Source organism: Mesorhizobium sp. M0159, from assembly GCF_040322295.1.
Taxonomy (GTDB): Bacteria; Pseudomonadota; Alphaproteobacteria; order Rhizobiales; family Rhizobiaceae; genus Mesorhizobium.
The window spans coordinates 79,560-105,005 of record NZ_JAMYTF010000017.1; the positions used below are offsets into that span (position 1 = coordinate 79,560).

The 25,446-nt window shown below is 63.8% G+C and carries 19 protein-coding genes; 10 read left to right on the plus strand and 9 right to left on the minus strand.

Annotated features, from left to right (window positions below):
- The first annotated feature begins 3 nt into the window (after positions 1-3).
- From NKJ32_RS18170 to NKJ32_RS18185, 4 genes are all read left to right on the plus strand, one after another.
- Positions 4-3,792: a DUF7929 domain-containing protein gene (locus tag NKJ32_RS18170; RefSeq protein WP_352828354.1), complete on the plus strand. Its 3,789-nt coding sequence runs from the start codon at positions 4-6 to the stop codon at positions 3,790-3,792.
- Positions 3,793-3,962: 170 nt separating this feature from the next.
- Positions 3,963-5,918, plus strand: a complete 1,956-nt coding sequence (locus NKJ32_RS18175) for a hypothetical protein (protein ID WP_352828357.1) — start codon at positions 3,963-3,965, stop codon at positions 5,916-5,918.
- 189 nt (positions 5,919-6,107) lie between these two features.
- A complete protein-coding gene (gene rpe / locus NKJ32_RS18180) occupies positions 6,108-6,785 on the plus strand; it encodes a ribulose-phosphate 3-epimerase (RefSeq protein ID WP_352636276.1) in 678 nt (225 codons plus the stop codon).
- Between the two features lie 40 nt (positions 6,786-6,825).
- A complete protein-coding gene (locus tag NKJ32_RS18185) occupies positions 6,826-8,349 on the plus strand; it encodes a malonate--CoA ligase (protein WP_352787096.1) in 1,524 nt (507 codons plus the stop codon).
- 2 nt (positions 8,350-8,351) lie between these two features.
- On the opposite strand, the gene nagA is transcribed toward NKJ32_RS18185, so the two are convergent.
- The 4 genes from nagA to NKJ32_RS18205 are packed head-to-tail and all read right to left on the minus strand — an operon-like array spanning position 8,352 to position 12,206.
- Positions 8,352-9,521, minus strand: a complete 1,170-nt coding sequence (gene nagA, locus NKJ32_RS18190; protein ID WP_352571535.1) for an N-acetylglucosamine-6-phosphate deacetylase — start codon at positions 9,519-9,521, stop codon at positions 8,352-8,354.
- The gene (locus NKJ32_RS18195) at positions 9,518-10,549 is read right to left on the minus strand and encodes an SIS domain-containing protein (protein ID WP_036239401.1); all 1,032 of its coding nucleotides are present in this window, start codon (positions 10,547-10,549) and stop codon (positions 9,518-9,520) included. The genes nagA and NKJ32_RS18195 overlap by 4 nt, the downstream gene beginning before the upstream one ends.
- Positions 10,546-11,328: a GntR family transcriptional regulator gene (locus tag NKJ32_RS18200; protein ID WP_023679844.1), complete on the minus strand. Its 783-nt coding sequence runs from the start codon at positions 11,326-11,328 to the stop codon at positions 10,546-10,548. The genes NKJ32_RS18195 and NKJ32_RS18200 overlap by 4 nt, the downstream gene beginning before the upstream one ends.
- On the minus strand, positions 11,325-12,206 hold the full coding sequence (locus tag NKJ32_RS18205; RefSeq protein ID WP_352828360.1) for a glucosamine kinase nucleotide-binding domain-containing protein: 882 nt from the start codon (positions 12,204-12,206) through the stop codon (positions 11,325-11,327). The genes NKJ32_RS18200 and NKJ32_RS18205 overlap by 4 nt, the downstream gene beginning before the upstream one ends.
- A 199-nt stretch (positions 12,207-12,405) precedes the next feature.
- On the opposite strand from NKJ32_RS18205, the gene NKJ32_RS18210 reads away from it, so the two are divergent.
- The 6 genes from NKJ32_RS18210 (at position 12,406) to NKJ32_RS18235 (ending at position 18,711) form a co-directional block, all read left to right on the plus strand.
- The gene (locus tag NKJ32_RS18210; RefSeq protein WP_352828363.1) at positions 12,406-13,365 is read left to right on the plus strand and encodes an N-acetylmuramic acid 6-phosphate etherase; all 960 of its coding nucleotides are present in this window, start codon (positions 12,406-12,408) and stop codon (positions 13,363-13,365) included.
- Positions 13,366-13,367: 2 nt separating this feature from the next.
- The gene (locus tag NKJ32_RS18215; protein ID WP_352571532.1) at positions 13,368-14,627 is read left to right on the plus strand and encodes an ABC transporter substrate-binding protein; all 1,260 of its coding nucleotides are present in this window, start codon (positions 13,368-13,370) and stop codon (positions 14,625-14,627) included.
- A 240-nt stretch (positions 14,628-14,867) separates the two neighbouring features.
- A complete protein-coding gene (locus NKJ32_RS18220) occupies positions 14,868-15,791 on the plus strand; it encodes a carbohydrate ABC transporter permease (protein ID WP_352571531.1) in 924 nt (307 codons plus the stop codon).
- A gap of 8 nt (positions 15,792-15,799) precedes the next feature.
- Positions 15,800-16,639: a carbohydrate ABC transporter permease gene (locus NKJ32_RS18225; RefSeq protein WP_023679838.1), complete on the plus strand. Its 840-nt coding sequence runs from the start codon at positions 15,800-15,802 to the stop codon at positions 16,637-16,639.
- Positions 16,636-17,697 carry a Gfo/Idh/MocA family protein gene (locus NKJ32_RS18230; protein WP_352828365.1) on the plus strand — a complete coding sequence of 354 codons (1,062 nt, stop codon included), beginning with the start codon at positions 16,636-16,638 and terminating at the stop codon, positions 17,695-17,697. Before NKJ32_RS18225 ends, NKJ32_RS18230 begins: the two co-directional genes overlap by 4 nt.
- Positions 17,698-17,712: 15 nt before the next feature.
- Positions 17,713-18,711 (plus strand): ABC transporter ATP-binding protein, encoded by a 999-nt coding sequence (locus NKJ32_RS18235; RefSeq protein ID WP_352527632.1) that lies wholly within the window; start codon positions 17,713-17,715, stop codon positions 18,709-18,711.
- A 210-nt stretch (positions 18,712-18,921) separates the two neighbouring features.
- Here the strand turns inward: NKJ32_RS18235 and NKJ32_RS18240 are convergent, their stop codons facing one another.
- The 5 genes from NKJ32_RS18240 to NKJ32_RS18260 all read right to left on the minus strand — a co-directional run bounded on the left by NKJ32_RS18240 (position 18,922) and on the right by NKJ32_RS18260 (position 25,267).
- Complete coding sequence (locus NKJ32_RS18240) at positions 18,922-19,767, minus strand: fumarylacetoacetate hydrolase family protein (protein WP_352575243.1); 846 nt, start codon at positions 19,765-19,767, stop codon at positions 18,922-18,924.
- A gap of 166 nt (positions 19,768-19,933) precedes the next feature.
- On the minus strand, positions 19,934-20,665 hold the full coding sequence (locus tag NKJ32_RS18245; protein ID WP_023677124.1) for an SDR family oxidoreductase: 732 nt from the start codon (positions 20,663-20,665) through the stop codon (positions 19,934-19,936).
- A gap of 176 nt (positions 20,666-20,841) precedes the next feature.
- Positions 20,842-23,214: an aldehyde dehydrogenase family protein gene (locus NKJ32_RS18250; RefSeq protein WP_352575241.1), complete on the minus strand. Its 2,373-nt coding sequence runs from the start codon at positions 23,212-23,214 to the stop codon at positions 20,842-20,844.
- A 13-nt stretch (positions 23,215-23,227) separates the two neighbouring features.
- Positions 23,228-24,277: a deoxyribose-phosphate aldolase gene (gene deoC, locus NKJ32_RS18255; protein ID WP_352575239.1), complete on the minus strand. Its 1,050-nt coding sequence runs from the start codon at positions 24,275-24,277 to the stop codon at positions 23,228-23,230.
- 162 nt (positions 24,278-24,439) lie between these two features.
- On the minus strand, positions 24,440-25,267 hold the full coding sequence (locus NKJ32_RS18260; RefSeq protein WP_352575237.1) for a ferredoxin--NADP reductase: 828 nt from the start codon (positions 25,265-25,267) through the stop codon (positions 24,440-24,442).
- Positions 25,268-25,446: the final 179 nt, after the last annotated feature.

Consider the following 25,446-nt stretch of genomic DNA (forward strand, 5'->3'; position numbering starts at 1 on the left):
AAGATGAGCAATCTCGCATTTTTCCCGCCTGCGACAAGCAGCCCATCAACCGGCAAACAATCATCCGTCATGGAGACCATCATGAAACCCCTGTCACTCGCCAGGCGCGGCGTGCGCTGGCTGATGGCGGCCGGTATCGCGGTCGCCATGCTGAGTCCGCTGCAAGGCTTCGCTGAAGACCTTGCTCCGGCCAAGACCAAGCCTGCCGATGCGGGCATCTACACTGCCGTTCCAGATCCCAGGCTCGATTTCGACAATCCTCGCACCGTCAATCCGGAGCCGGGCCGGATCGTGCCCTTCTTCACCAAGAAAGGCACCCAGAGAGGCTGCGACTATGTCGTATATTCGCTGAGCTTTGGCTTGCGCGGCAATCCGCAGGGTTTTGCCAGCCCGGGCCTCGCCGCCATGCTGAAAAAGGTCAGGCTCGATTTCAGGGACCAGCTCCCGCACGGCCTGCGCGTCGTCGGCGTGCATGTGACCGGCGACGGCACCGATGCGTCCGGCGGACCGCTGCCCGGTGCTGCGATCAGCAGTTCGGCTGGCCCGGACGATACCGCGACGGTGTCCGATTTCCGGATTTCCGCCAGCGATCTCGACGGCATCGGCGCTGCGAACGAGCGCGTCATCACGTTCCAGATCACCGCCAAGATCGACCATGCGGCGTTTCCGTCGCCGACGATCGTTCACAACCAGGGCGTGGTCAACGTGAGCCGCGAACGCGGCGCCGGCATCGAAATCCCGTCGCAGGATCCGGGCAAGCCGGACGACGGCAATTATCTCACGGGTGCAAAGACCTCGATCAAGATCGACGTCACCAGGTGCAACCCGCCGCCTCCACCTCCCGGCAAGGAATGCTTCAAGGTGGAGCGCGGCACGGTCGATTGCTTGCCCGGCGGCGGCGCCTTCATCTACCACATGCCGGTCGGCCCAGAGATGGCCGGCAAATGGGTGCAGCTTTCGACGACGACACCCGGCATCACCATCATTCCCGACACGCAATTGGTGCCGGCCGGCGGCGGTGTGCTCAATTGGAAGATCGTCGGCGCTTCACCCGGCGACGTCATCCACATCATCGTCACCGGTATCGAAACCTATGCCGGCCCGAGGGAGGGCTGGGGCCTGTGCTGTACGCACACCATCGATATCGTCATCCCGCGTGATCAGCGCTGCCCACCGAAGGACCAGGAACCGGATCTGAAAGTCGAAAAGCGCGCCGACGTGCAACGTTGCACGATGGGCGGCGGCTGCGACTTCACCATCAGGGTCACCAATGTCGGCGATGCACCCTACCACGGCAAGATCGTGCTCGACGAAGTCACCCTGCCGGCCGGCTCCACCCTCGATTCAGGGCCGAACCCGCCTTGGGTCTGCGCGCCTGGAACCACCCCGATGATTTGCACTCATCCGGTGACCACGCTCAATCCGGGTGCCTCTGTCGACCTCAAGCTCGGCTTCAAGCCGGCCGCAGGCTGGCGAGGCAGCGTCTTGCGCAACTGCGCCACTTACAATTACGGCGCCAGCGGCAAGCCGCTTTTCGGCAGCCAGCAAAACGATCGCGGCTGTGCTTCGATCCCGGTCTGCCGGCGTGGCGATCGTGACCGCGACTGCCGGCCGCCGGTGGAGAAGAAGGTCGACCTGATCCTGAAGAAGCGCGCCCGCACCGAATTCTGTTCGGCCGATGGCGTCTGCACCTTCGTGGTCGACATAATCAACAATGGCAGCGTCCCCTATAATGGGCCGCTGACGCTCGTCGATACCTATCCGGGCGGCGCGCCGGCATCCTCGACCTTCGGCCCGACGCCGCCATGGACATGCGGACCGAACGGCCCCGGCCAGTTCCGCTGCGACAACGCCGGCATCGTGCTGTTGCCTGGCGCCTCGACGCCGATCTTCGTCAGGGCGGTGATGCCGGCCAACTACCGGCCCGACAGTGTCGAGAACTGCGCCGAGGTGAAGGCTATTCCCGGTGAGAACGACATCACCAATAACAGGGCCTGCGCCAAGGAACGCATCCGTCATCCGAATGGCGGCCAGCCGGCCCTGCGCATCACCAAGGTGTGCAATGGTTCGCTGGCCGGTGCTGCGGTCGTTTCCTGCCGCATTACGGTCATCAGCCTCGGCACCACTGCCCCGACCGGTCCGGTGCGGATCAACGATGCAGCGACACTGATAGCCGGCGGAGCGCCGGTCCAGATCCAGGCCGTCACCCCAGACGGCGCGGAATGGGCTTGCGGACCGGTTCCGGCCAACACACTGTCCTGCCAGATTCCCGGCGCTGTTATGACGCCTGGAACCAGCCGCCATTTCGACGTGACGGTTGCCGCGAACGGCGAATTCGAGAACTGCGCACGCGGCTCCTACGGCCCGGCTCCGGGAGACGACATCGTCTATCCGATCGGCCAGGCCTGCGCCAAGGGCGGCGGCGCCTCGACCATCCGCGTCGAGAAGACCGGCGACGCCGAGTGCAAGCCCGGCCAGCCCTGCTCGTTCGAGATCACCATCACGAACGATGGCGCGAGCGCCTTCTCCGGCCCGGTTCGCATCGGCGATGCCATCGGCGTCGAAGGCCTCGGCCGGCTGGAGGGCGTTGCGATCACCTCGATCGATCCGCCCTTCGGCTGCTCGCCGGAGCCGGCAACCTTGCCTGTGTCCTGCATCGCCCAACTGACGCTCGGCGCGGGGGAAAGCCACGTGCACAAAGTGACCGTGACCATTCCCGACGACGGCCGTCTGGCCAATCTGCAGGGCACTGTAAACGGCCAGAACTGCGTCGGCGTGCTCTCTCCGAACACGCCGGTGCAAGGCGGTGGCGACGTGTTGTCCCGCGGTGCGGCCAACGTGCAGGGTGATCGCGGCAAGGCCTATGCCTGCCATCCCTTCACCATCAGGAATGAGATGAAGAAGGAATGCTCGGCAGGCTTCGTCATGAACGACGTCGGCAACTGCGTCTGCCCGCCCGGCACGACCTTCCGCAATGGCCAATGCTCGTCCGGGAGCGGCACGGTCATCGTGCCGAAGCCAAAACCTTGCGTTCTGCTCAAAGGCCAGATCCGTACCGAAGACGGACGCTGCGTCTGTCCGCGCGGAACCGAGCTGGAGAACGGCGCTTGCGTGGGCAGCAAGCCGCAGCCCGAGCAGTGCACCATCCGTGGCCAGATCCACGACGCTGCCGGCGATTGCGTCTGCCCGCGGGGCACCGAAGTCAGAGGCAATGCCTGCCGGCCAATCCAGCCAAGGCCCGAGCAGTGCACCATCCGTGGCCAGATCCACGACGCCGCTGGCGATTGCGTCTGCCCGCGGGGTACGGAAGTCAGGGGCAATGCCTGCCGGCCAATCCAGCCGAAGCCGGAGCAGTGCACCATTCGTGGTCAGATCCACAATGCCGCTGGCGATTGCGTCTGCCCGCGGGGCACGGAAGTCAGGGATAGTGCCTGCCGGCCAATCCAGCCGAAGCCGGAGCAGTGCACCATCCGCGGGCAGATCCACGACGCCAACGGCGATTGCGTCTGCCCGCGGGGCACGGAAGTGCAGGGCAATGCCTGCAGGCGCAAGAAGCCTGTTGTGGTGGAGTGCCCGATACCTGGTCAGATCCACAACAAGCGTGGCGTTTGCGTCTGCCCGCGTGGGACAGAGCTGCGCGACGGCGCCTGCCGCAAACCACGGTTGGAATGCGCACCGGGCGCGCGGCCGATCAATGGCCAGTGCCAGCCGATCCGCAAACCGAGCCTGCTGCTGAATCCAAAGGTTCTTCAGCAGGTCGTGCCAAGGCGCAAGCCGCAGCTCGAGCAATAGGATCGCGCGCGGAACTTCAAACGGTGATGGTTCGCGTCACCCAAACCCGCCGGAGCGATCCGGCGGGTTTTTTCTTTGGCGGCGCCGTATTTCGGCGGCTTGCATGAACCTTACGGCAGTCAGCAGCGACAAACTCCTGAAGGACCCCATCAACCCATCAGGAGAGGGAAATGCCTTCAGCCAAACGTCTTTTCCGAACTGTGGCGACCACTGCATTGATCGCAGCCTCGCTTGCAGGCACGCCGGCCTTCGCCAAGCAGGCGAACATAAAATCGATGTCATTCCATACGGAAAGCGCCAACACGACAATCCATGTCGGCTCGAGCGACAAGCAGAAATGGGACACGCTGAAAAGCGGCAACGTCCAGTTCTGGGGCCACATGAAGCTCGATCTCTGGTGGCCGGGTTATGTGCAGGATGTCGCCGTATCGCTTGGTGTCTGCGGACCAGGCCAGTGCCAGGCGTTCCCGCCGATCTGGAGTGCCTCGCCGCTTGGTCGCGACTACGACCACCAGGAAAATTTCTCCTTTGATCCCTCCATCATCCCGCTGTCGTCGAATACCGGCATCGCCGTCGTACCCGATGGCGATGAGATCGCCGCCAAGTGCAACCAGCACCTCCAGGCCGACGGCCCGACCAAATCCTATTCATTCACGCACACATTCCACGCCAGTTTCTCGGCAGCCACCGACACCGCTCTCGACATGGACAATGCGGTCAGCGAAGTACAGGGCGGCAGCTGGCCGCATCCGCTGTACGGATCGCACTATGCCGAGCATGGCTCGTTCGACGTTCAAATCGTCTGCGATGCGGTCGTCAAACCAAAGGTCCAGGACATCGCCACCGATTTCGGCGAGTTCGACGTGAATGACGTCAAGCTGTTCTTGACGACATACCAGTCCAATCAGCCAGGCTCCGCGCCTGGCACTGTTTGCCCTTCGCTCAGGGTCACCAGCCGGGCGCAAGCCAACCAGGCCGGGCCGGTTACGATGCGCATCTGGCGCCAGAAGGACGGTGGGCCGATCACCTCCGAGGTGCAGCAGGCATGGGCTTCGTACGATGCAGCGAAGAACGGCTATTTCGCGCTTTATGAAAAATGGGAGGATGTCGGCGCCACCGCCTATTTCCAATACAAGGCCGAGATTGTCGGCAACGGCCCGTTCGAGCCCTTCGACGGCTGGAAGGACATCACCGTCCATTGCACGAGTTCCGGCGGCGGCGGCTTCACCGATTCACCGCAGGACAACCCCGTCAACCCGCCGGTTCATTCGGACTGGCAGGGCGAGGTCACCGTGTCCGACAGCGCCGGCCTCAAGAAACTCTGCCCGCGCAAGGGGCAGGTGGCGTTCGAAGTCGAGCGCGATGCGCCGGGCGCGTTTCACTACCGCATCAGTTGCTCGAATGGTGCCTTCTTTACCGGCACGACTGCGGCCTTCAACAATGGCGGTGTGTTCAAGGCGAGCGCCGCGCACGATCTCAGCATCGTCAGGACGCGCTCGATCCAATGCACCCTGCAGGAAATCAAGCAGAACGGTTCAATCGCGACCGTCGATACGGATACGGAGGATTTCACCTGCATAAAGCGCACCTTCGATCCGAAGGCCAACGATCTCGTCTCGACCACCCGTCCGGATTCCGATCAGCCCAAGCTGCCTCCGGTCGTCGTCGATCCCGGCCGTAAATGTCTGCCAAGCCAGAAGCTGATCCACGGCAAATGCATCGACAGGCCGCTCGTGGGCGCGTGCCGCAGCACCGAAAAGCTCGTCAATGGCAAGTGCATTGGCATCAGCATCCACTGCCTGCCCGGCTACCATCAGATCGGACTAGAATGCGTAAGGAATCCGGTGATCGCCGACAGGTGCAACCGCAATGAGCTGCGCATCGACGGAAGATGCGTGCGCAAGCCGCCGGTCGTCATCGACTGCAAGCGCGGCTATCATTTGGTCGGCAAGGCATGCGTCAAGAACCCGGTGATCGTCACCGCCTGCCGTGCAACCGAAAAACTGGTGCGTGGACATTGTGTGCCCAAGCCGCCGCTGAAGAAGTCCGATCTGCAGAAGGTGAAACAAGGCAACGGCAAGCTCTTCCTGCCACGGACGGCCAGGCCGCGGCTTCATCCGAACTGAAATCCAAGGCCTTGCCCTGGAAAGTCCTTGCCCTGGAAAGTCCTTGCACTGGAGGAAAGGTCTGCACAGGAGAGAAGTGGCTCGCACCGCTTCTCCCCTTCTGCGCGGATGCGGTATTGACGCCGGATTCCTGTCGACAAGCGGCGCCGAGATGATTACGCCGATGGGGCTCAACAACGGGAAGCGGACATGGCTCAAAAAACCCTGATCGCGCCATCGGTGCTGGCTTCCGATTTCTCGAAGCTCGGCGACGAGGTCGAGGCGGTGGCGGCCGCCGGCGCCGACTGGATCCATCTCGACGTCATGGACGGGCATTTCGTCCCCAACATCACCTTCGGGCCGCCGGTGATCAAGGCGATCCGCAACCGCACCAAGGCCTTCTTCGACTGCCATCTGATGATCGCCCCCGCCGACCCCTATCTGGCCGCCTTCGCCGAGGCCGGGTGCGACGGCATCACGGTGCACGCCGAAGCCGGGCCGCATCTCGACCGCTCGCTGCAGACGATCAAAAACCTTGGCAAGAAGGCCGGTGTGTCGCTCAACCCGGCGACACCGGAGACGATGATCGAATACGTGCTCGACCGGCTCGATCTTATCCTGATCATGACGGTTAATCCGGGCTTCGGCGGCCAGGCCTTCATTCCGGCGATCGTAGACAAGGTGAAGCGGGTGAAGGCGCTGATCGGTGACAGGCCGATCCGGATCGAGATCGACGGCGGCATTTCGCCGGAAACTGCGCCCCTGGTCACCGCCGCCGGCGCCAGCGTGCTGGTCGCCGGTGCGGCCATTTTCAAGGGCGGCAGCGTCGCAGCCTATCGGGCAAACATCGAGGCAATCAGGGCAGCGGCGGACAAGGCGGCCGGCTGACCGCCGCCGTTCGGCCGGAGACAGCCGCTCGGGGGGACTTGTGAGCAACCATCTGTTCGATGCTTTCCGTGCCCGGATGCCCACGCCCGGACGCCTTTTGATGGAGGCAGAGGACGGGCGCTCGATCAGCTATGGCGAAATGCTGGCGCGCTCCGCTCAACTGGCACATGTGGTGTCGCAGCTGGGCGTCGAAGCCGGCGACCGCGTCGCCGTTCAGGTCGAGAAGAGCCCGGAGGCCATTTTCCTCTATCTCGCCTGTCTGCGTGCCGGCGCGATCTTCCTGCCGCTCAACACCGCCTATACGCTGACCGAGCTCGACTATTTCTTCAGGGATGCCGAGCCGCGACTGATCGTCTGCGACCCGGCGCGAGTGACCGAGATCGGCGCTTTGGCGCAGGCCTCGGGCGCTGCGGTCGCGACACTCGGCAGCAAGGGCGAGGGTTCGTTGACCGATCGCGCCTCTGAGGCGGCCGTGGACTTCCACGACGTGGCGCGCGGACCGGACGACCTTGCTGCGATCCTCTACACCTCCGGCACCACCGGCCGTTCGAAAGGCGCCATGCTCAGCCACGAAAACCTCGCCTCGAATGCGCGGGTGCTGGTCGACCTCTGGCGCTTCACTGCCGCAGACGTGCTGATTCACGCGCTGCCGGTTTTCCACACGCATGGCCTTTTCGTCGCCACCAATGTCGTCCTGATGGCCGGCGCCTCGATGCTGTTCGAAACCAAATTCGACCCGGCCCGCATCGTCTCGCTGCTGCCGCGCGCCACCGTGCTGATGGGCGTGCCGACATTCTACGTCCGCCTGCTGCAGCAGGACGGTTTGAACCGGCAAGCGGCGAAAAACATCCGCCTGTTCATTTCCGGCTCGGCGCCGCTGTTGGCCGAGACGCACAGAGCCTGGCGAGAGCGCACCGGCCACGCCATCCTCGAGCGCTACGGCATGACCGAGACCAACATGAACACGTCGAATCCATACGAGGAAGAGCGGCGAGCCGGCACGGTTGGCTTCCCCTTGCCCGGCGTCTCCCTGCGCATCGCCGATCCCGATGGCGGCGAAACACTTGCCCGGGGCGAGGTCGGCATGATCGAGGTCAAGGGCCCGAACGTCTTTTGCGGCTACTGGCGCATGCCGGAAAAGACAAGGGCCGAATTCCGTGACGACGGTTTCTTCATCACCGGCGATCTCGGGCTGATCGATGCCGACGGCTATGTCCACATCGTTGGCCGCGGCAAGGACCTGATCATTTCCGGCGGCTACAATATCTATCCAAAGGAAGTCGAGAGCGAGATCGACGCGCTGCCTGGCGTCGCCGAAAGCGCTGTCATCGGCGTTGCCCATCCGGATTTCGGCGAAGGCGTCACCGCTGTCGTGGTGAGGGCGCCGGGCTCGACCATCAGCGCCGCAGGGATCGTCGAGGCCATCGCCGGGCGCCTCGCCAGGTACAAGCATCCGAAACGGGTGATCTTCGTCGACGAACTGCCGCGCAACACGATGGGCAAGGTGCAGAAGAACCTCCTGCGCGAAGCCTACAAGGACCTCTATACGTCCAAAGCCGGCTAACCCTAACGAGCAGGGCTGCCTGCAAAAACCTTGGCACCATCGATCCAGACGCTTTTAATGTCCAGATCGTCCGACAGCGAAACGATGTTGGCCGCGGTACCGTTGGCGAAGCGCCCGAGCCGGTGCGACTGGCCGATCGCCTGCGCCGGATAGAGGGAGGCCATGCGCAAGGTTTCATCGAGGTCGAGACCGACGACGCGGTGCATGAAGCGCACCGCGGAAATCATGTCGAGATCCGCGCCCGCCAGCGTGCCGTCGGCAAGTGTCAGCCTCCCATCCTTGCGGTGGATGGTGCGGCCGTTCAGCGTGAACGAGGTCATGTCGGTGCCGATCGTCGCCATGGCATCGGTAACGAGCAGTATCTTGCCCGGCCCCTGCTTGGCGCGCAAGGCGATGGCCATGGTGGCCGGATCGACATGGATACCGTCGGCGATGATCCCGGCATAGAATGTGCCGGTATCGATTGCGGCGCCCGCTAGCCCTGGCTCGCGATTGCCGATCTGGCTCATCGCATTGAACAGATGGGTGACCACGGTTGCGCCGGCCTCGGCAAAGGCGCGAGCCGTGGCATAGCCGGTATCGGAATGGCCGATGCTGACGACAATCCCGGCCTTGCTAAGCGCCGACACCTGGCTGGGCTCGACGGATTCGGGCGCCACCGTCGTCAGCAGCACGGGCAGGTTTTTCCGTGCGGCGATCAGCATCGTCTGGTCGGAGTCTAGCATCGGCCGGATCAAAGCCGGGTCATGTGCGCCCTTGCGGGCGATCGACAGATGCGGCCCTTCGAGGTGCAGGCCCAGGAACCCCGGCACCTTCCTCCGTGCCGCCTCGGCTCCGGCCGCAACCGCCGCGGCGGTGATCTCGGACGTGTCGGTGATCAGCGTCGGCAACAGCGCCGCCGTGCCGAAGGGTGCGTGCGCCCGGCAGATGGTCTCGATCGAGGCGACGTCCGGATGGTCGTTGAGCATGACGCCGCCGCCGCCATTGACCTGCAGATCGACGAAGCCAGGCGCCAGCATGCCGCCGCCGGTCTCGATACGCGCAACATTGGATGGAATGGCGCCGGCGGCAACAATGGCCTCGACGAGGCCGTCGCACACGAGCGCCGCATTGTCGTGCCAGTCGTCGCCATCGAAAATCCGGGCGCCAGTCAGGGCAAAACGGTCGCTCATAGGGTTTCCGTTACTTTGCGCAGATTGGGCGGCGTGTCGGGGTCGAGGCCGCGATGGCGGGCAAAAGCCTCGACGAAACCATAGAACGACACGATCAGCGTCAGCGGGTCGGTCAGCGGATGACCGGTTGCGACATGCGGCAGGCGCTGAGCGCTCTTTGCCTTGTTCGACGTCACAAAGACGGCAGCGCCCTTGCCGGCCAGGCTGTCGGCGGCATCGGCCACCGATGGCTCGGACGCATCGCGAGCAGCCAGAGCCAGCACCGGGAAACCGGGACCGACCAGCGCCAGCGGGCCGTGCATGACCTCGGCGGCACTATAGGCTTCCGCATGCATGGCGCAGGTTTCCTTGAATTTCAGCGCCGCCTCGTTGGCGATCGCCGCCGACGGGCCGCGGCCGAGAATGAACAGCGATTTCGGCGTCTCGAGTGCCCCAGCCAGCGCCATCCAGTCGCAGGCGATCGCCTTGCGAAAATGCTCCGGCAAGCGCGCGAGCGCCACCAGGAGTTTCTCGTCGCCGGTGCAATGCGCCATCAAGGCGAGTCCTGCGACGGCTGAATTGACGAAGGTCTTCGTCGCCGCGACGCTGCGCTCCGGTCCGGCCAGGATGTCGATCGCGTAGTCCGAAGCCCGCGCCAGCGGCGAATCGGCGGTGTTGGTGATGGCGACGGTCAGCGAACCGCCGGTCCTCGCCGCTTGCGCCATTGCAACGATGTCCGGGCTCTTGCCGGACTGCGAGATCGCCAGGCAGGCCGAGCCGCCCAGCTTCAGCTTGGCGCCATAGATCGAGGCGATCGACGGGCCGACCGATGCAACCGCCAGCCCGGCGGTCAACTCCACGGCATATTTCATGAAGGTTGCGGCATGGTCGGACGAGCCGCGCGCCACGGTGACGACGAAATTCGGGTCGCGCTCGCGAATGCCGCGTCCAGCTTCCGTCAGCACCGCGGCCGAGCCATCGAGCAGACGGGCGGTGGCCTCCGGGATCTCCTCGATCTCGCGCCGCATATGGGTCGTTGTCGCGGTCATGGCCGGCCCTCTTCGCCCGGCCCGCTCAGCCGGAGTTCGGCGACAAAATCATAGGCGTCGCCCCTGTAGATGGAGCGGGTAAACTCGATCACCTTGCCGCTCGCCAGATAGGAGATACGCTCGATGTGCAGGCCGGCAATGCCCGGCGGTACTTCCAGCAGATGTGCGTCGCCATCGCCGAGGTTGGTGGCGGAAATGCGCTGCACCGCCCGCACCGGCCTGTTGCCGGTCTTTTCCAACGCGGCGTAGAGCGACGAACCAATCGCCGCCGGATCGGGCAGCACGCTTGTCGATAGCGAGGCGCGCTCGATCGCCAGCGGCGTGTCGTTGGCGATACGAAGGCGCGCCACGCGCGCAACCAATTCGTTCGACGCCAGGCCGAGCACCATCATCTCGTCGGGCGACGGCGGATAGAGGCCGCGGTCGAGCCAAGCCGAACGCACCGCCATGCCGCGCCGCGCCATGTCTTCGGTAAACGAGGTCAGCATCGACAGCGACTGCTCGACGCGCTCCATGCGCGGCGCAACGAAGGTGCCGGAACCATGGCGCTGGACGAGGATGCCGCCTTTGACCAGGTCCTGCACCGCCTTGCGCACGGTGACGCGCGAAATGTCGGCCTTGCTGGCGATGTCGCGCTCGGAAGGCAGCGCATCGCCAGGTCCGATCAGCCCGCGTTTGACCGCATCCTCGATGCTCTTCCTGAGCTGCAGATAGAGCGGCGCGCCACTCTGCGACGATTGTTTCAGCGCCGCGAATATCTGGTCGGCGGCCTCGCTCATCGAGCTGCCTCCGCCGTGTTTGCGAAAATCCGAACCGCCATCTGCACCGCGCCGCCCAGCGCGTCATCGAGCGGCGGTTTCAGCAGCGCCCGGTAGCGGGCCGACAGGCGCGGCGCATAAAGCGGCGCCAGCCCGCCGAGCAGGCAGAGCGGATCGTCGCCGCCGAGGTCGAGCACGCCAAGCGCTGCCTCGACATCGGCGACCGCCTTGTCGAGGATCCAGATAGCGACGGCGTCGCCTTTTTCGGCATGTTCGAACACCTTGGGCGCGAAGCCGCCGAAATCGCCGGGCTTGGCATTGGTGGTGAATTCGACCACATCCTCGGGATTGTTGCGGAAAATGGCGAGCATGGTCTGCGTCAGCGGCGATCCCTGGCGGATGCCGTCATAGGCGAGCAGCGTCTGCTCGAGCAGGTCGCGGCCGATGCGGGCGCCGCTGCCCTGGTCGCCGACCTGAAAACCCCAGCCACCGATGGCGCGCGACTTGCCTCGTCTGCGCGCCATATAAGCGGTGCCGGTGCCGAGTATGGCCATGGCGCCCTCGCCTGAGCCAACCGCGCCTTCCAGCGCGATCTCGGCATCGGTCTCGACGCGGCTGATGCGGAACGGCAGGATCGCTTCGAGCTGCTGCCGGTAGGTGCCGACATTGGCGCCGGCAAGACCGAGAACGGCCGGAGTTTGCGGGATCAGTGCGGGATCCCTGCCCGCGGCGACAAAGGCCTGCTGCGCTGCGTCGACGATGTTCGTCCTGGCGCCGGTGAGATCGGTTCGGATGTTGGCGGCACCGCTTTTGGCGCGGCCGAGGACGCTGCCGTCGGCCGTTGCAAGGGCCGCCCTGCAGCTGGTGCCGCCGCCATCGATGCCGAGCACGAAGTTCACGCGATTTCTCCTCCGGGTGGATAATACCAATAAAATACCAATAGCCAAGGATTAATTTCCGTTTCAAAAAAGTTAAGGCGTAGTTTGTTGGAAAATCAGCCAATTTCGTTCGCAAGCCTGCACCGCCGCAAGGATTTCATTAATGCGTGTGGACAAGTGGTATTTTTTTGGTATGGTTTTCTCGATTGGAGGAAAGCGGATGGCCGAAACGCGCACCGAAGCGCTTCACCAGAATGCCGAGGAACTGGATATCCAGGCCCCGGAAGCCGTCCTTTCCTCGTTGGCCAACGCACAGATCGAGGCCGCCAAGGCTGTGCACGGCGCCATTCCTGCCATTGCCGCGGCAGCCGAAATCATCGCAAGCAGACTGAAAAGCGGCGGCAAGCTCGCCTATGCGGCTGCCGGCAGTTCGGGCCTGATGGCACTGGCCGATGCGCTTGAGCTGCCGGGCACTTTCGGCATCCAACGCGACCGCATCGCCATCCTGATCGCCGGCGGCGACGAGGCCTTCAAGACACTGGCCGGCGGGCCGGAGGACGACACCGAGGAAGCTTCGGCAGCAGTTGCCGCCGCCCGCATCGGCAAGGGCGACTGCCTGATCGCCGTCTCGGCCAGCGGCTCGACACCTTATGCAGTCGGGGCGATCGAGGACGCCAGGCGCCGCGGTGCGGCGACCATTGCCATCGCCAACAACAGGGATGCGCCGCTGCTGCGGCTGGCCGACATCGCCATCCTGCTCGAAACGCCGCCGGAGCTGATTGCCGGCTCAACGCGCATGGGCGCAGGCACCGCCCAGAAGATCGCGCTCAACATGCTGTCGACGCTCGCCGCCATTCATCTCGGCCATGTCCATGACGGCTACATGGTCAACCTCATGGCCGACAACATCAAGCTGCGCGACCGCGCCGCACGCATCGTTGCCGCCGTCAGCGGGCGCGACAAGGACGAGGCGGCCCGCCTGCTCGAAAGGAGCGGCGGCGTCGTCAAGACCGCTATTCTGCTCGCCGCCGGCGCCGCCAGCGCCGATGCAGCCGAGAAGATATTGGAAGGGACCGGCCACAAACTGCGGCCGGCGCTTTCCGCGATCGAGGGGAGCAAGGGGCGCAATGCCTCTGTTCTCATCAAAACCGAACCTGAAAAAGGTCAACAGGGAGACTGAGCATGACAACGAAGCTACTGACGGCACTTCTTCTCGGCACCAGCGTTCTCGGCTCCGCCGGGGTGGCTTATGCCGACGACGTAACGCTCAACATCGAAAGCTGGCGCGGCGACGACCTTGCCATCTGGAAGGACAAGCTGATCCCGGCCTTCGAAGCCAAGAACCCGGGCATCAAGGTGGTGTTCGCGCCGTCGGCGCCAACCGAATATGACGCCGCCCTCGGCGCCAAGCTCGCCGCCGGCTCGGCCGGCGACCTGATCACCTGCCGCCCGTTCGACAAGTCGCTGGAACTCTTCAAGAAGGGCAACCTCGCCGATCTGTCGGCGCTGCCGGGCATGGAGAACTTCTCCCCGGTGGCCAAGTCGGCCTGGCAGACCGACGACGGCAAGGCGACATTCTGCGTGCCGATGGCCTCGGTCATCCATGGCTTCATCTACAACAAGGACGCCTTCGACAAGCTCGGCATCAAGGTGCCGACCACGAATGAGGAATTCTACGCCGCGCTCGACAAGATCAAGGCCGACGGCACCTACATTCCGATGGCGATGGGCACCAAGGACCTCTGGGAAGCCGCCACCATGGGCTACCAGAACATCGGCCCGAACTACTGGAAGGGCGAGGAAGGCCGCGCCGCACTGATCAAGGGCGAGCAGAAGCTGACCGACCCTCAGTGGGTCGAGCCCTTCAAGGAACTGGCCAAGTGGAAGGACTATCTCGGCGACGGCTTCGAGGCGCAGACCTATCCGGACAGCCAGAACCTGTTCACGCTCGGCCGCGCCGCCATCTACCCGGCCGGCTCGTGGGAGATCGGCCTGTTCAACACGCAGGCGCAGTTCAAGATGGGCGCCTTCCCGCCGCCGGTGCAGAAGGCCGGCGACACCTGCTACATCTCCGACCACACCGACATCGGCATGGGCCTCAATGCGGCCTCGAAGAACGCGGATGCGGCCAAGACCTTCCTGTCCTGGGTCGCCTCGCCTGATTTTGCCACCATCTATGCCAACGCGCTGCCGGGCTTCTTCAGCCTGAACAACACGCCGGTGAAGATGGAAGACCCGCTGGCGCAGGAATTCGTCTCCTGGCGCGACAAGTGCAAGTCGACGATCCGCTCGACTTACCAGATCCTGGGCCGCGGTACGCCGAACCTCGAAAACGAGACATGGGTTGAATCGGCTAACGTCATCAACGGCACCGACACGCCGGAAGCTGCCGCCAAGAAACTGCAGGACGGTCTCGACAGCTGGTACAAGCCGGCGAAGTAAGAGTGCGGCGAAGCGTTGTCTCCCCCCTCAAGGGGGAGATGTCGCCGAAGGCGACAGAGGGGGTCGGTCGAGGCAGGCTGCGGCTTGATCGCTGCTGGAAAGCACGGTCGAACGACGATGGCGCGCTGCCTCTGCCGACCCCACCCGCCTCGCTTTGCGAGGCACCCTCCCCTCGAGGGGGAGGGAGGCGCCGCGCTCTTTGACGGCAATAACAAGACCTGATCGGCGGGGACCGAACGCATGGCCGCAGCACCGAAAAGACCGTTCCGTTGGCATATCGGCGTTTTCCTGGCGCCGGCAGTGCTGGTCTATACGGCAATCATGATCCTGCCGCTGGCCGGCACGCTGCAGCTCTCCTTGTTCCGCAACATAGACCAGTCCCAAGTCTTCGTGGGACTGGCAAACTTCCGCACGCTGTTCGGCGATCCTAACTGGTCGGTGGGCTTCTGGAATGCTCTCCGGAACAATGTCTGGTTCTTCATCATCCACATGCTGGTGCAGAATCCCATCGGCGTCCTTTTGGCGGCGCTGCTGTCGAGCCCGCGGCTGAGATTCTCCGCCTTCTACCGAACGGCGATCTTCGTGCCGACGATCCTGTCCTTCGTCATTGTCGGCTTCGCCTGGAAGCTGATCCTGTCGCCGCTGTGGGGCGTGGCGCCGCATCTGCTCGATCTGGTCGGCCTCAAGAGCCTGTTCACGCCCTGGTTGGGCAAGGAGCAGTACGCGCTGACCACACTCAGCCTGATCTCGGTCTGGCAGTTCGTCGGCATCCCAATGATGCTGATCTATGCGGCGCTCTTATCCATCCCCGAAGAGGTGATCGAGGCGGCTGAATGCGACGGCATCACCGGCATGTCGCAGTTCTGGAAGATCAAGCTGCCGCTGATCCTGCCGTCGATAGGCATCATCTCGATCCTGACCTTCGTCGGTAATTTCAACGCGTTCGACCTGATCTACACCGCGCAAGGGGCGCTGGCCGGGCCGAACTATTCAACCGATATCCTCGGCACCTTCCTCTACCGTGCCTTCTTCGGCTTCCAGTTGCAGATCGGTGATCCCAACATGGGCGCGGCAATCGCCACGATGATGTTCCTGATCATCCTGGGCGGCGTCTGCGTCTACCTGTTCCTCGTGCAGACGCGCCTGCGTCGCTACCAGTTCTGAGGCGCCACATGAGCACGGCAACCCGCTCGCTGCCCCGCACCATTGGCGCGCATGCGATCCTTCTGACCTACACGGCGATCGCGCTGTTTCCGGTAATCATCGTCATCGTCAACTCATTCAAGTCGCGCGCCGCCATCTTCGGTGCGCCGCTGGCGCCGCCGACGCCGAAAACCTTCGATCTAATCGGCTACACGACGGTGATCGGCCAGGGCGATTTCATCCACTATTTCCAGAACAGCCTTGTCGTCACCGTCGCCTCGCTGTTCTTCGTGCTTTTGTTCGGCGCCATGGCGGCTTTCTCGCTGTCGGAATACCGCTTCCGCGGCAATTCGCTGATGGGGCTCTATCTGGCGCTCGGCATCATGATCCCGATCCGCCTTGCCACCGTCGCCATCCTGCAATTGATGGTGGCGAGCGGGCTAGTCAACACGCTGACGGCGCTGATCCTGGTCTATACCGCGCAAGGCCTGCCGCTTGCCGTCTTCATCCTGTCGGAATTCATGAAGCAGGTCTCGGACGATCTGAAGAATGCGGGCAGGATCGACGGCCTGTCCGAATACACCATCTTTTTCCGGCTGGTGCTGCCGCTGGTGCGCCCATCGATGGCGACCGTCGCCGTCTTCACCATGATCCCGATCTGGAACGATCTGTGGTTCCCGCTGATCCTGGCGCCGTCGGAGGAGACCAAGACGGTGACGCTCGGCGCCCAGCTGTTTCTCGGCCAGTTCGTCACCAACTGGAACGCCATCCTGGCGGCGCTGTCGCTGGCAATCATGCCGGTACTGATCCTCTACGTCATCTTCTCGCGGCAGCTGATCCGCGGCATCACTTCGGGGGCGGTCAAGTGAGTTCGCAACAACCTCTTCGCGTCGTCGTCGCCGGCCTCGGCAATATGGGCCGCAGCCATGCGCTGGCCTATCACACCAATCCGGGATTCCAGATCGCCGCGCTGGTCAACCGCTCCGATGTGCCGCTGCCGGAAGGGCTTTCGAGCTACGGCATCAGGCGCTCCTTCGACGAGGCGCTGCGTGACGAACGGCCCGACGTCGCCTGCATCGCCACCTATTCCGACAGCCATGCTGACTATGCGGTCAAGGCGTTCGAGGCCGGCTGCCACGTCTTCCTCGAAAAGCCGCTGGCAACCACCGTCGCGGATGCAGAGCGCGTGGTCGCGGCAGCCAAGGCCAACGGCAAGAAACTGGTGATCGGCTACATCCTGCGCCACCACCCGTCCTGGATCCGGCTGATCGCCGAGGCACGCAAGCTCGGCGGCCCTTACGTGTTCCGCATGAACCTCAACCAGCAATCCTCCGGCCATAGCTGGGAGACGCACAAGCAGTTGATGCAGACGACATCGCCGATCGTCGATTGCGGCGTGCATTATCTCGACGTGATGCTGCAGATCACCGACGCCAGACCAGTCGAGGTGCGCGGCATGGGGCTACGGCTGAGCGACGAGATCGCGCCGTCGATGTACAATTACGGTCATCTGCAGGTGCTGTTCGACGACGGTTCGGTCGGCTGGTACGAGGCCGGCTGGGGGCCGATGATTTCGGAGACGGCTTTCTTCGTGAAAGACGTGATCTCGCCCAATGGCTGCGTGTCGATCGTCATGAAGGAGGGTGTCAGGTCCGACGACATCGACACCCACACCAAGACCTCGACCATCCGCCTGCACAGTGCGGCGACCGGAGCCGACGGCAAATTCGCCAAACCGGACGAGATGCTGTCGATGCAAGGCGAGCCCGGCCATCAGGACCTCTGCGACCTGGAACAGGCGTTTGTGCTGAAGGCGGTCCGCGAGGATCTGGACTTGACCCGTCACATGGACGACGCGGTGAAGTCGCTCGCCGTCTGCCTTGCCGCAGACGAGAGCGTGCGCAGCGGCCTCGCCGTGAAACTCTAGAACAGGGACGACGCCGTGGGCTCGCTGAACATCGAGAATGTCAAAAAGGCCTTCGGGCCGGTCGAGGTGCTGAAGGGCATCAACCTCGAGGTGACGGATGGCGAGTTCGTCGTCTTCGTCGGTCCATCCGGCTGCGGAAAGTCGACGCTGCTGAGGGTCATCGCCGGGCTGGAGGACTCGACCTCGGGCCGCGTGGTCATCGACGGGGCGGACGTCTCCGCCACCCCGCCGGCCAAGCGCGGCATCGCCATGGTGTTCCAGACCTATGCGCTCTACCCGCATCTGACGGTGAAGAACAATATGGGCCTCGGCCTCAAGCAGGCGGGCACGCCGGCGGCCGAGATCGACCGCCGCATCGGCATCGCCTCGTCGATGCTGTCGCTGGAGCCCTACCTCTCGAGGCGGCCGGCCGAGCTCTCCGGCGGCCAGCGCCAGCGCGTCGCCATCGGCCGCGCCGTGGTGCGTGAGCCCAAGCTTTTTCTGTTCGACGAGCCCCTCTCGAACCTCGACGCCGCACTGCGCGTCAACACCAGGCTGGAGATCGCGCAATTGCATCGCCGGCTGAAGGCCACGATGATCTATGTCACCCACGACCAGGTCGAGGCGATGACGCTGGCCGACAAGATCGTCGTGCTGAACGCGGGAAAGATCGAGCAGATCGGCGGACCGATGGAGCTATACAATTCGCCGGCAAATGAATTCGTCGCCGGCTTCATCGGCTCACCGAAGATGAATTTCGTCGACGGCGCCAGGCTTGGCGAGACGGCCAAGACCATCGGCGTCCGTCCCGAACATCTGACCGTCGATCCCAAATCCGGCGCCTGGAAAGGCACGGTCGTCCATGCCGAGCACCTTGGCGCCGACACCAACCTCTATCTCGACTGCGAGAAGGCCGGGTTGATCACAGTGCGCATCTTCGGCGTCTATAACGCTGAGCCGGGTGCCACGCTCTATGCGACGCCGGATCCGGCAAAGACATACCGGTTTGGAGCCGATGGGAAGGTGCTGAAGTAGCGCAGGCGCCGACTCCCCTTCTCCCCTTGTGGGAGAAGGTGGCCGAGCGAAGCTCGGTCGGATGAGGGGTGTTGGACGGATCGCTACGCTGAAGGCGTAAGCGACGGAAATCCTTCGATGTTTTCTCGTCGCGTTTCTTCCAGCACCCCTCATCCGTCTCGGCGCTGCGCGCCGATCCACCTTCTCCCACAAGGGGAGAAGGAAGAGCGCCTACAAATCCGCCTTGAACGTCTGCTTCTGGATGCCCAGCCCCTCGATACCGAGCTCGACCACGTCGCCGGGCTTCAGGAAGACCGGCGGCTTCATGCCGAGGCCGACACCGGGCGGCGTGCCGGTCGAGATGATGTCGCCGGGGTGCAGCGACATGAACTGACTGAGATAGGAGACGAGATAAGCGACGCCGAAGACCATGGTCTTGGTCGAGCCGTTCTGCATCGTCTTGCCGTTGACCGTCAGCCACATCGGGATGTTCTGCGGGTCCTTGACCTCGTCCTTGGTCACCAGCCACGGGCCGATCGGCCCGAACGTGTCGCAGGATTTGCCCTTGGTCCACTGGCCCTGGCGCTCGGCCTGGAAGGCGCGCTCGGAGACGTCATGCGCGACGCAGTAGCCGGCGACATAATCCAGCGCCTCGGCCTCGGTGACATATTTAGCGGTCTTGCCGATGACCACGCCGAGCTCGACTTCCCAATCGGTCTTGACCGAGCCGCGCGGGATCAGCACGTCGTCGTTCGGCCCGACAATGGCCGAGCTTGCCTTCATGAAGATGATCGGCTCCGGCGGAACGGTGGCGCCGGTTTCGGCGGCGTGGTCGGAATAGTTGAGACCGATGCAGATGAATTTGCCGGTGCCGGCGACGCAGGCGCCGATCCGCGGCTTGCCGGAAACCGCCGGCAGCGTCTTCGGGTCGAGCTTCGACAATGTCTCGAGCGATGCCGGGTCAAGTGCCTTGCCGGCAATGTCGGTGACATGGGCGGAGAGGTCGCGGATCGTTCCATCGGCATCGAGCAGGCCGGGGCGTTCGCTCCCCGCCTCGCCATAGCGCAGCAGTTTCATGCAGTTTTCTCCCAGTTGCGACCAGAGGCCGTTTGCAAACTCGCTCCGCTGCGGCGAATGGCGTGGGTTTCGAGAACCGGAGCGGAGCGTACTTAAAGTACGTGAGCACCGGAAGCGCAGAAAGCCGCGTCAGGCGCCCGGCGGAGTAGGGTTTTCAAATGGCCTCTTAGATCGACCAGCCACCGTCGATATTATAAGCCTGCCCCGACGTATAGGTGGCGCCGGCCAGATAGACGGCGAGATCGGCGATTTCCTCGGGCGTGCCGAGGCGGCCCATCGGCTGGCGGGCGATGAAGGCGGCGCGAGCTGCTTCGTAGTCGCCCTGCGCATGCATGCGGTCCTGCAGCGACGGGCTTTCGACCGTGCCCGGACAGATCGCATTGCAGCGTATGCCCTTGCCGACATAGTCGGCGGCGACCGATTTGGTCAGGCCGATGACGGCTGCCTTGGTCAGCCCGTAAACGAAGCGGTTCGGCACGCCCTTGGTCGAACTGGCCAGCGACGCCATGTTGATGATCGAGCCGTCGCCGCGCTCCAGCATGCCGGGCAGCACGGCGCGGATGGTGCGGATCATCGAGCGGACATTGAGATCATAGGCAAAGTCGAGATCGCCGTCCTTCATCTCGAGGATCGAGCCGGAATGGACGAAGCCGGCGCAATTGAACAGCACGTCGACGGCGCCGATCTCGGCAAAAGCGGCGTTCACCGCCTCGTCGTTCAGCACGTCGAGCTTGCGGGTCTTGATACCGGGCGTCTTGCCGAGGTCGGCGAGCACCACCTCGTTAATGTCGGTGGCATGGACGACGGCGCCGACCTTGGCGAACGCCAGCGCGCTCGCCCGGCCGATGCCTTGCGCCGCCGCCGTGACGACAACGATTTTGCCTGTCAGATCCGCCATGCTTTTCTCCTCGCCCGTCTGTGGTCGTCCGGCTTTTACCGGCGCAAGGCCGGGGCGCAATGTGCCAGCCGGGCACTACCATCCCGCCTGTTTCGATATTCGCCTGCCAGCCAAATGTTTTTTCTCGGTAAAGAACATCTTTTGGCCCGTCAAGCCCGGACGTCTCTCCGGGGCACTCAGTCGCCGTAGGGCACCCAGACGTTCTTGACCTCGATCGCACGGCGCAGCAGGGCATCGCCGGCTGCTTCGTTCGAGGGCCAGTCGAGGCTGTGGCCGTTGCCGGTCCAGACGCGCTTGAGATTGCCGATGGACTCGGCCTCGGCCTTGGCGCAAGTCTCGGCATCGGCGAACACCCAGAGCCCGTCGACATCGTCATGCTTGGCCAATACGCCGGCAAGCTCGGAGCTACGGCCGGTGACGATATTGATGGCGCCTGCCGGAACGTCGGAATATTCGATGACCTGGTAGAGGTCGGTGGCAAGCAGCGGGTATTTTTCGGACGGCACGGCGACCACGGTGTTGCCCATGGCGAGCGCCGGCGCCACCAGCGAGATCAAGCCAAGCAAAGGTGCGTTGTCCGACGCGACGATACCGACGACCCCGACCGGTTCGTGCAGTGCCAGCGTGACGGCGCGGGCCGGCGGCTGGTGGACGCGGCCCTCGAATTTGTCGGCCAAGCCGGCATAGAGGAACAGCCGCTCGATCGACAGCTCGACCTCGTCACGCGCCGCCTTGGCGGTCGCGCCGGCAAGTTGGGTGAGGCGCACAGCAAACTCGTCGGCGCGGCCGGAAAGGTTTTCGGCCAGGTAATAGAGCACCTGGCTGCGGTTGTAGGCGGTCGCTTCCGGCCAGGCCTTGCAGGCGCGCGCGGCCGCGACGGCGTCACGGATATCCTTGCGGTTGCCGAGACCGACCTCGCCGGCAAGCTTGCCCTTGGCGGTGGCGATGGCGAAGGAATAATTGCCGTCCGGCCGGACCTGCTTGCCGCCGATGAACAGCTTTGCCGTGCGGTCGATGGCGCCACCTTCCGCCTGCTCGACAGGTTGGGCCGAAGACGTTGCCGGTTTGATGATCGGGCCGAGCGGTAGTTTTGCCGAGAGATATTCGAACATGCCTTCGCGCCCGCCTTCGCGGCCAAAGCCGCTCTCGCGGTAGCCGCCGAAGCCGCAGGAGGCGTCGAACATATTGGTGCCGTTGACCCAGACGACGCCGGCCTTCAATTGCGGCGCGACGTGCAGGGCAAGATTGATGTTCTCGCTCCACACCGAAGCGGCCAGGCCATAGCGTGTGTTGTTGGCGAGCTCGATCGCTTCCTCGGTGTTGCGGAAGGTCATAGTGGCGAGCACCGGCCCGAACACCTCTTCCTGTGCCAAGATGTTAGCCGGCGAAACACCGGTCGCCAGCGTTGGCAGATGGTAATAGCCCGAGGAGGGCAGCGCCGAGTCCGGCTGCCAGCAGATTGCGCCCTGCTTGGCGCCCTCGGCGATCAGGCCCTTGACGCGATCGAGCTGGGTCAAATCGACCAGCGGGCCGATATCGGTGTTCTTGTCGAGCGGGCTGCCGACGCGCAGCCGGCTCATCCGCGTCTTGACCTTGGCGATGAAGGCGTCGGCGATGCCTTCCTGCACCAGAAGGCGCGAGCCGGCACAGCACACCTGGCCCTGGTTGAACCAGATGCCGTCGACCAGACCCTCGACGGCGCTGTCGAGGTCGGCATCCTCGAAAACGACGAATGCCGATTTGCCGCCAAGCTCCAGCGACAGTTTCTTGCCCGAGCCGGCAGTGGCCTTGCGGATGATCTTGCCGACCTCGGACGAACCGGTGAAGGCAATCTTCTGGATCCCGGGATGATTGACGATTGCCCCACCCGCCTCCGGCCCGCCCTGGACGATGTTGACGACGCCCTTCGGCACGCCGGCGCGTCCGCAGATCTCGGCAAACAGGATCGCGGTGAGCGGCGTGAATTCCGCTGGCTTCAGCACCACGGTGCAGCCCGCGGCGAGCGCCGGCGCGATCTTCCAGGCCAGCATCAAGAGCGGGAAGTTCCACGGGATGATCTGGCCGACGACGCCGACCCCCTTATGGCCTGGAAAATCCCTGTCCAGCGCCTGCGCCCAGCCGGCATGATGGATGAAATGGCGGATGGCCAGCGGCACGTCGATGTCGCGGCTTTCGCGGATCGGCTTGCCGTTGTCGATCGATTCCAATACCGCGAACAGCCGTTGGTGGCGCTGCATGGCGCGGCCGATGGCGTAGAGCACTTTGGCGCGTTGATAACCGGTGCTGGCGCTCCATTTCGGCAGCGCTTTTGTGGCGGCCGAAACCGCCGCGTCGATATCGGCGGCACCGGCATCCGACACCTTGGCCAGCAGCTTTCTCGAGGACGGATCGCTGGTGTCGAAGGTTTTGCCTCCGCTGGCTGCCTTCCAGTCGCCTCCGATAAACAGCGCTTTACCGAAATCCCGCGCGGCAAGCCACGCATCGGCCTCGTTGCGCGCCTCCGGCGCCGGGCCGTATTCCATGGCGTGATAGCGTTCGAGAATGTTCATGAAGCGCTCCGAATCACGCCATCGCGTGGCGATGATTGGCCGAGTAGTGGCCGGTCAGATGATGCTCGAGCTGGCGCTCTATATCGGTCAAAAGACTCGATGCTCCGAAGCGGAACAGCTCCGGCTCCAGCCACGGCCGGCCCAGTTCTTCTTTCATCAGCACCAGCCAATCGAGCGAGGCTTTTGCCGTGGAAATGCCACCGGCCGGCTTGAAGCCGATAAGATAGCCGGTTTCCTCGAAATAGGCGCGGATCGCGCGCACCATGGCAAGGCCGACCGGCAGCGTCGCGTTGACGCTTTCCTTGCCGGTCGAGGTCTTGATGAAATCTGCACCCGCCATCATCGCCACCATCGAGGCGAGCATGACGTTGCGCAGCGTCGCGAGGTCGCCGGTGCCGAGGATCACCTTCAGATGGGCCTCGCCGCAAGCGGCGCGCATCGAGACAATCTCGTTATAGAACTCCTGCCATTTCGCCCCGAATACCAAGCCGCGCGGGATGACGACGTCGATCTCGTCGGCGCCGTCCCTTACCGATGCTTCGATCTCCTGCAGACGTGTCGAAAGCGGTGCAAGGCCATGCGGGAAGGCGGTCGAAACGGCGGCGACGTGGACGCCGCTGCCGCGCAGCGCTTCGACGGCAGTGGCGACGAAGGGCTGATAGACGCAGACCGCCGCCGGGCGGATCTTTTCACCAGTAATGCCCAGCCCCTCGGCAATGTCGCGACGGAACGGGTTGACCGCCTTGGCACAAAGCCGGCGCACGCGCTCTTCCGTGTCGTTCGAGTTCAGCGTCGTCAGGTCCATGCAGGCGACGGCGCGCAGCAGCCAGGCGGCCTGGTTATCGGCCTTGATCGAGCGTCTTTTGGTCAGGCTGGCGACGCGGCGTTCCAGCGCCGAGCGGTTGACACCGCGCATCGATTCCATGAAGCCGAGATCGAGCCTCATGCCGGGATTGCGAGCAATGCCATGGGCTTGCGGCATCGGCGCATTGGCGGCGGCGCGCGCCGGCAGCGGCGTGACCTTCGATGTGCCGACGTCGGTTTCGCGGATTGTGCTGCTCATCTCCTGCCCCTTGTTCAGCGACTTATGCCGAAGATAGACCGTGAAGCGGCGCTTCACGAGTCCTTCAAGCGGTCATAGCGGAAAAAGACAGTCAAGGCAGCCGATTTTTGACCGCATGATCAAAATCAGGGTCTCGAACCAGTGGACGCTGAACTGCGCGTCTCAGCCGACGAAGGCGCGCTCGACGACGAAGCTTGCCGGATGGTGCAGCGAGCCTTCCTGGAAGCCGAGGCTTTCGGCCAGTTCCTTGACGTCCTTGAGCATATGCATCGAGCCGCAGATCATGATGCGGTCGGTCTCGGGATTGAGCTTGTCGATGCCGAGATCGCTGTAGAATTTGCCCGAGCCGATCAGCGCGGTGATGCGGCCCATGCGCTCGGAGGTCTCACGCGTCGTTGAATTGTAGAGCGTGACGCGGCCGCCGGTCAGTTCGCCGATCAGCGGATCGTTCTCCAGTGCGGCCACCAGCGCCTGGCCGTAGGTGAGCTCGGCATTGTCGCGGCAGGTATGGGTCAGGACCACCTGCTCGAACTTCTCATAGGTGTCGGGATCGCGCAGCAGGCTGGCGAAGGGAGCAATGCCGGTGCCGGTCGAGATCATGAACAGGCGCTTGGCCGGCGTCAGCGCGTCGACCACCAGCGTGCCGGTCGACTTCTGCCGCATGATGACGGTGTCGCCGATCTCGATCTTCTGCAGCTCCGAAGTGAGCGGGCCGTCCGGCACTTTGATCGAGAAGAATTCGAGTTCGTCGTCCCAGGCTGGGCTGGCGATCGAATAGGCGCGGAACACCGGCTTCTCGGCATTGGGCAGGCCGATCATGACGAACTCGCCGGAGCGGAAGCGCAGCGACTGCGGCCGGGTGATGCGGAACGAAAACAGCCGGTCGGTATAGTGCTTCACCGAGACGACGGTTTCGGCATAGACATTGGCCGGTATCGGGAACTGCAACGGCCGGGCGCCGGCAGTGTTGAACGCGGATGTGGTGTTCATCAAACCTAACCTTCCGGGCCAGTTCAGCGCCCGCGCCAAATCTTCACCTGCGCGCCCGAACCGGTCAGGTTCCAGCGTGCCGTTTGCACACTCCGAAGCGGTAAGCTCTTGTGTCCGGAATTTATTAGTATACAAACGATATTTGCGTCAAGACGCCGCCGTAAAACAGCTTTCCAAAC

What these genes read in the sequence shown, in the direction of transcription:
- NKJ32_RS18170 (WP_352828354.1), top strand. Translation starts at nt 4, where the DNA reads ATGAGCAATCTCGCATTTTTCCCGCCTGCGACAAGCAGCCCATCAACC.
- NKJ32_RS18175 (WP_352828357.1), top strand. Translation starts at nt 3,963, where the DNA reads ATGCCTTCAGCCAAACGTCTTTTCCGAACTGTGGCGACCACTGCATTG.
- rpe (WP_352636276.1), top strand. Translation starts at nt 6,108, where the DNA reads ATGGCTCAAAAAACCCTGATCGCGCCATCGGTGCTGGCTTCCGATTTC.
- nagA (WP_352571535.1), bottom strand. Translation starts at nt 9,521, where the DNA reads ATGAGCGACCGTTTTGCCCTGACTGGCGCCCGGATTTTCGATGGCGAC.
- NKJ32_RS18195 (WP_036239401.1), bottom strand. Translation starts at nt 10,549, where the DNA reads ATGACCGCGACAACGACCCATATGCGGCGCGAGATCGAGGAGATCCCG.
- NKJ32_RS18200 (WP_023679844.1), bottom strand. Translation starts at nt 11,328, where the DNA reads ATGAGCGAGGCCGCCGACCAGATATTCGCGGCGCTGAAACAATCGTCG.
- NKJ32_RS18210 (WP_352828363.1), top strand. Translation starts at nt 12,406, where the DNA reads ATGGCCGAAACGCGCACCGAAGCGCTTCACCAGAATGCCGAGGAACTG.
- NKJ32_RS18215 (WP_352571532.1), top strand. Translation starts at nt 13,368, where the DNA reads ATGACAACGAAGCTACTGACGGCACTTCTTCTCGGCACCAGCGTTCTC.
- NKJ32_RS18220 (WP_352571531.1), top strand. Translation starts at nt 14,868, where the DNA reads ATGGCCGCAGCACCGAAAAGACCGTTCCGTTGGCATATCGGCGTTTTC.
- NKJ32_RS18225 (WP_023679838.1), top strand. Translation starts at nt 15,800, where the DNA reads ATGAGCACGGCAACCCGCTCGCTGCCCCGCACCATTGGCGCGCATGCG.
- NKJ32_RS18240 (WP_352575243.1), bottom strand. Translation starts at nt 19,767, where the DNA reads ATGAAACTGCTGCGCTATGGCGAGGCGGGGAGCGAACGCCCCGGCCTG.
- NKJ32_RS18245 (WP_023677124.1), bottom strand. Translation starts at nt 20,665, where the DNA reads ATGGCGGATCTGACAGGCAAAATCGTTGTCGTCACGGCGGCGGCGCAA.
- NKJ32_RS18250 (WP_352575241.1), bottom strand. Translation starts at nt 23,214, where the DNA reads ATGAACATTCTCGAACGCTATCACGCCATGGAATACGGCCCGGCGCCG.
- deoC (WP_352575239.1), bottom strand. Translation starts at nt 24,277, where the DNA reads ATGAGCAGCACAATCCGCGAAACCGACGTCGGCACATCGAAGGTCACG.
- NKJ32_RS18260 (WP_352575237.1), bottom strand. Translation starts at nt 25,267, where the DNA reads ATGAACACCACATCCGCGTTCAACACTGCCGGCGCCCGGCCGTTGCAG.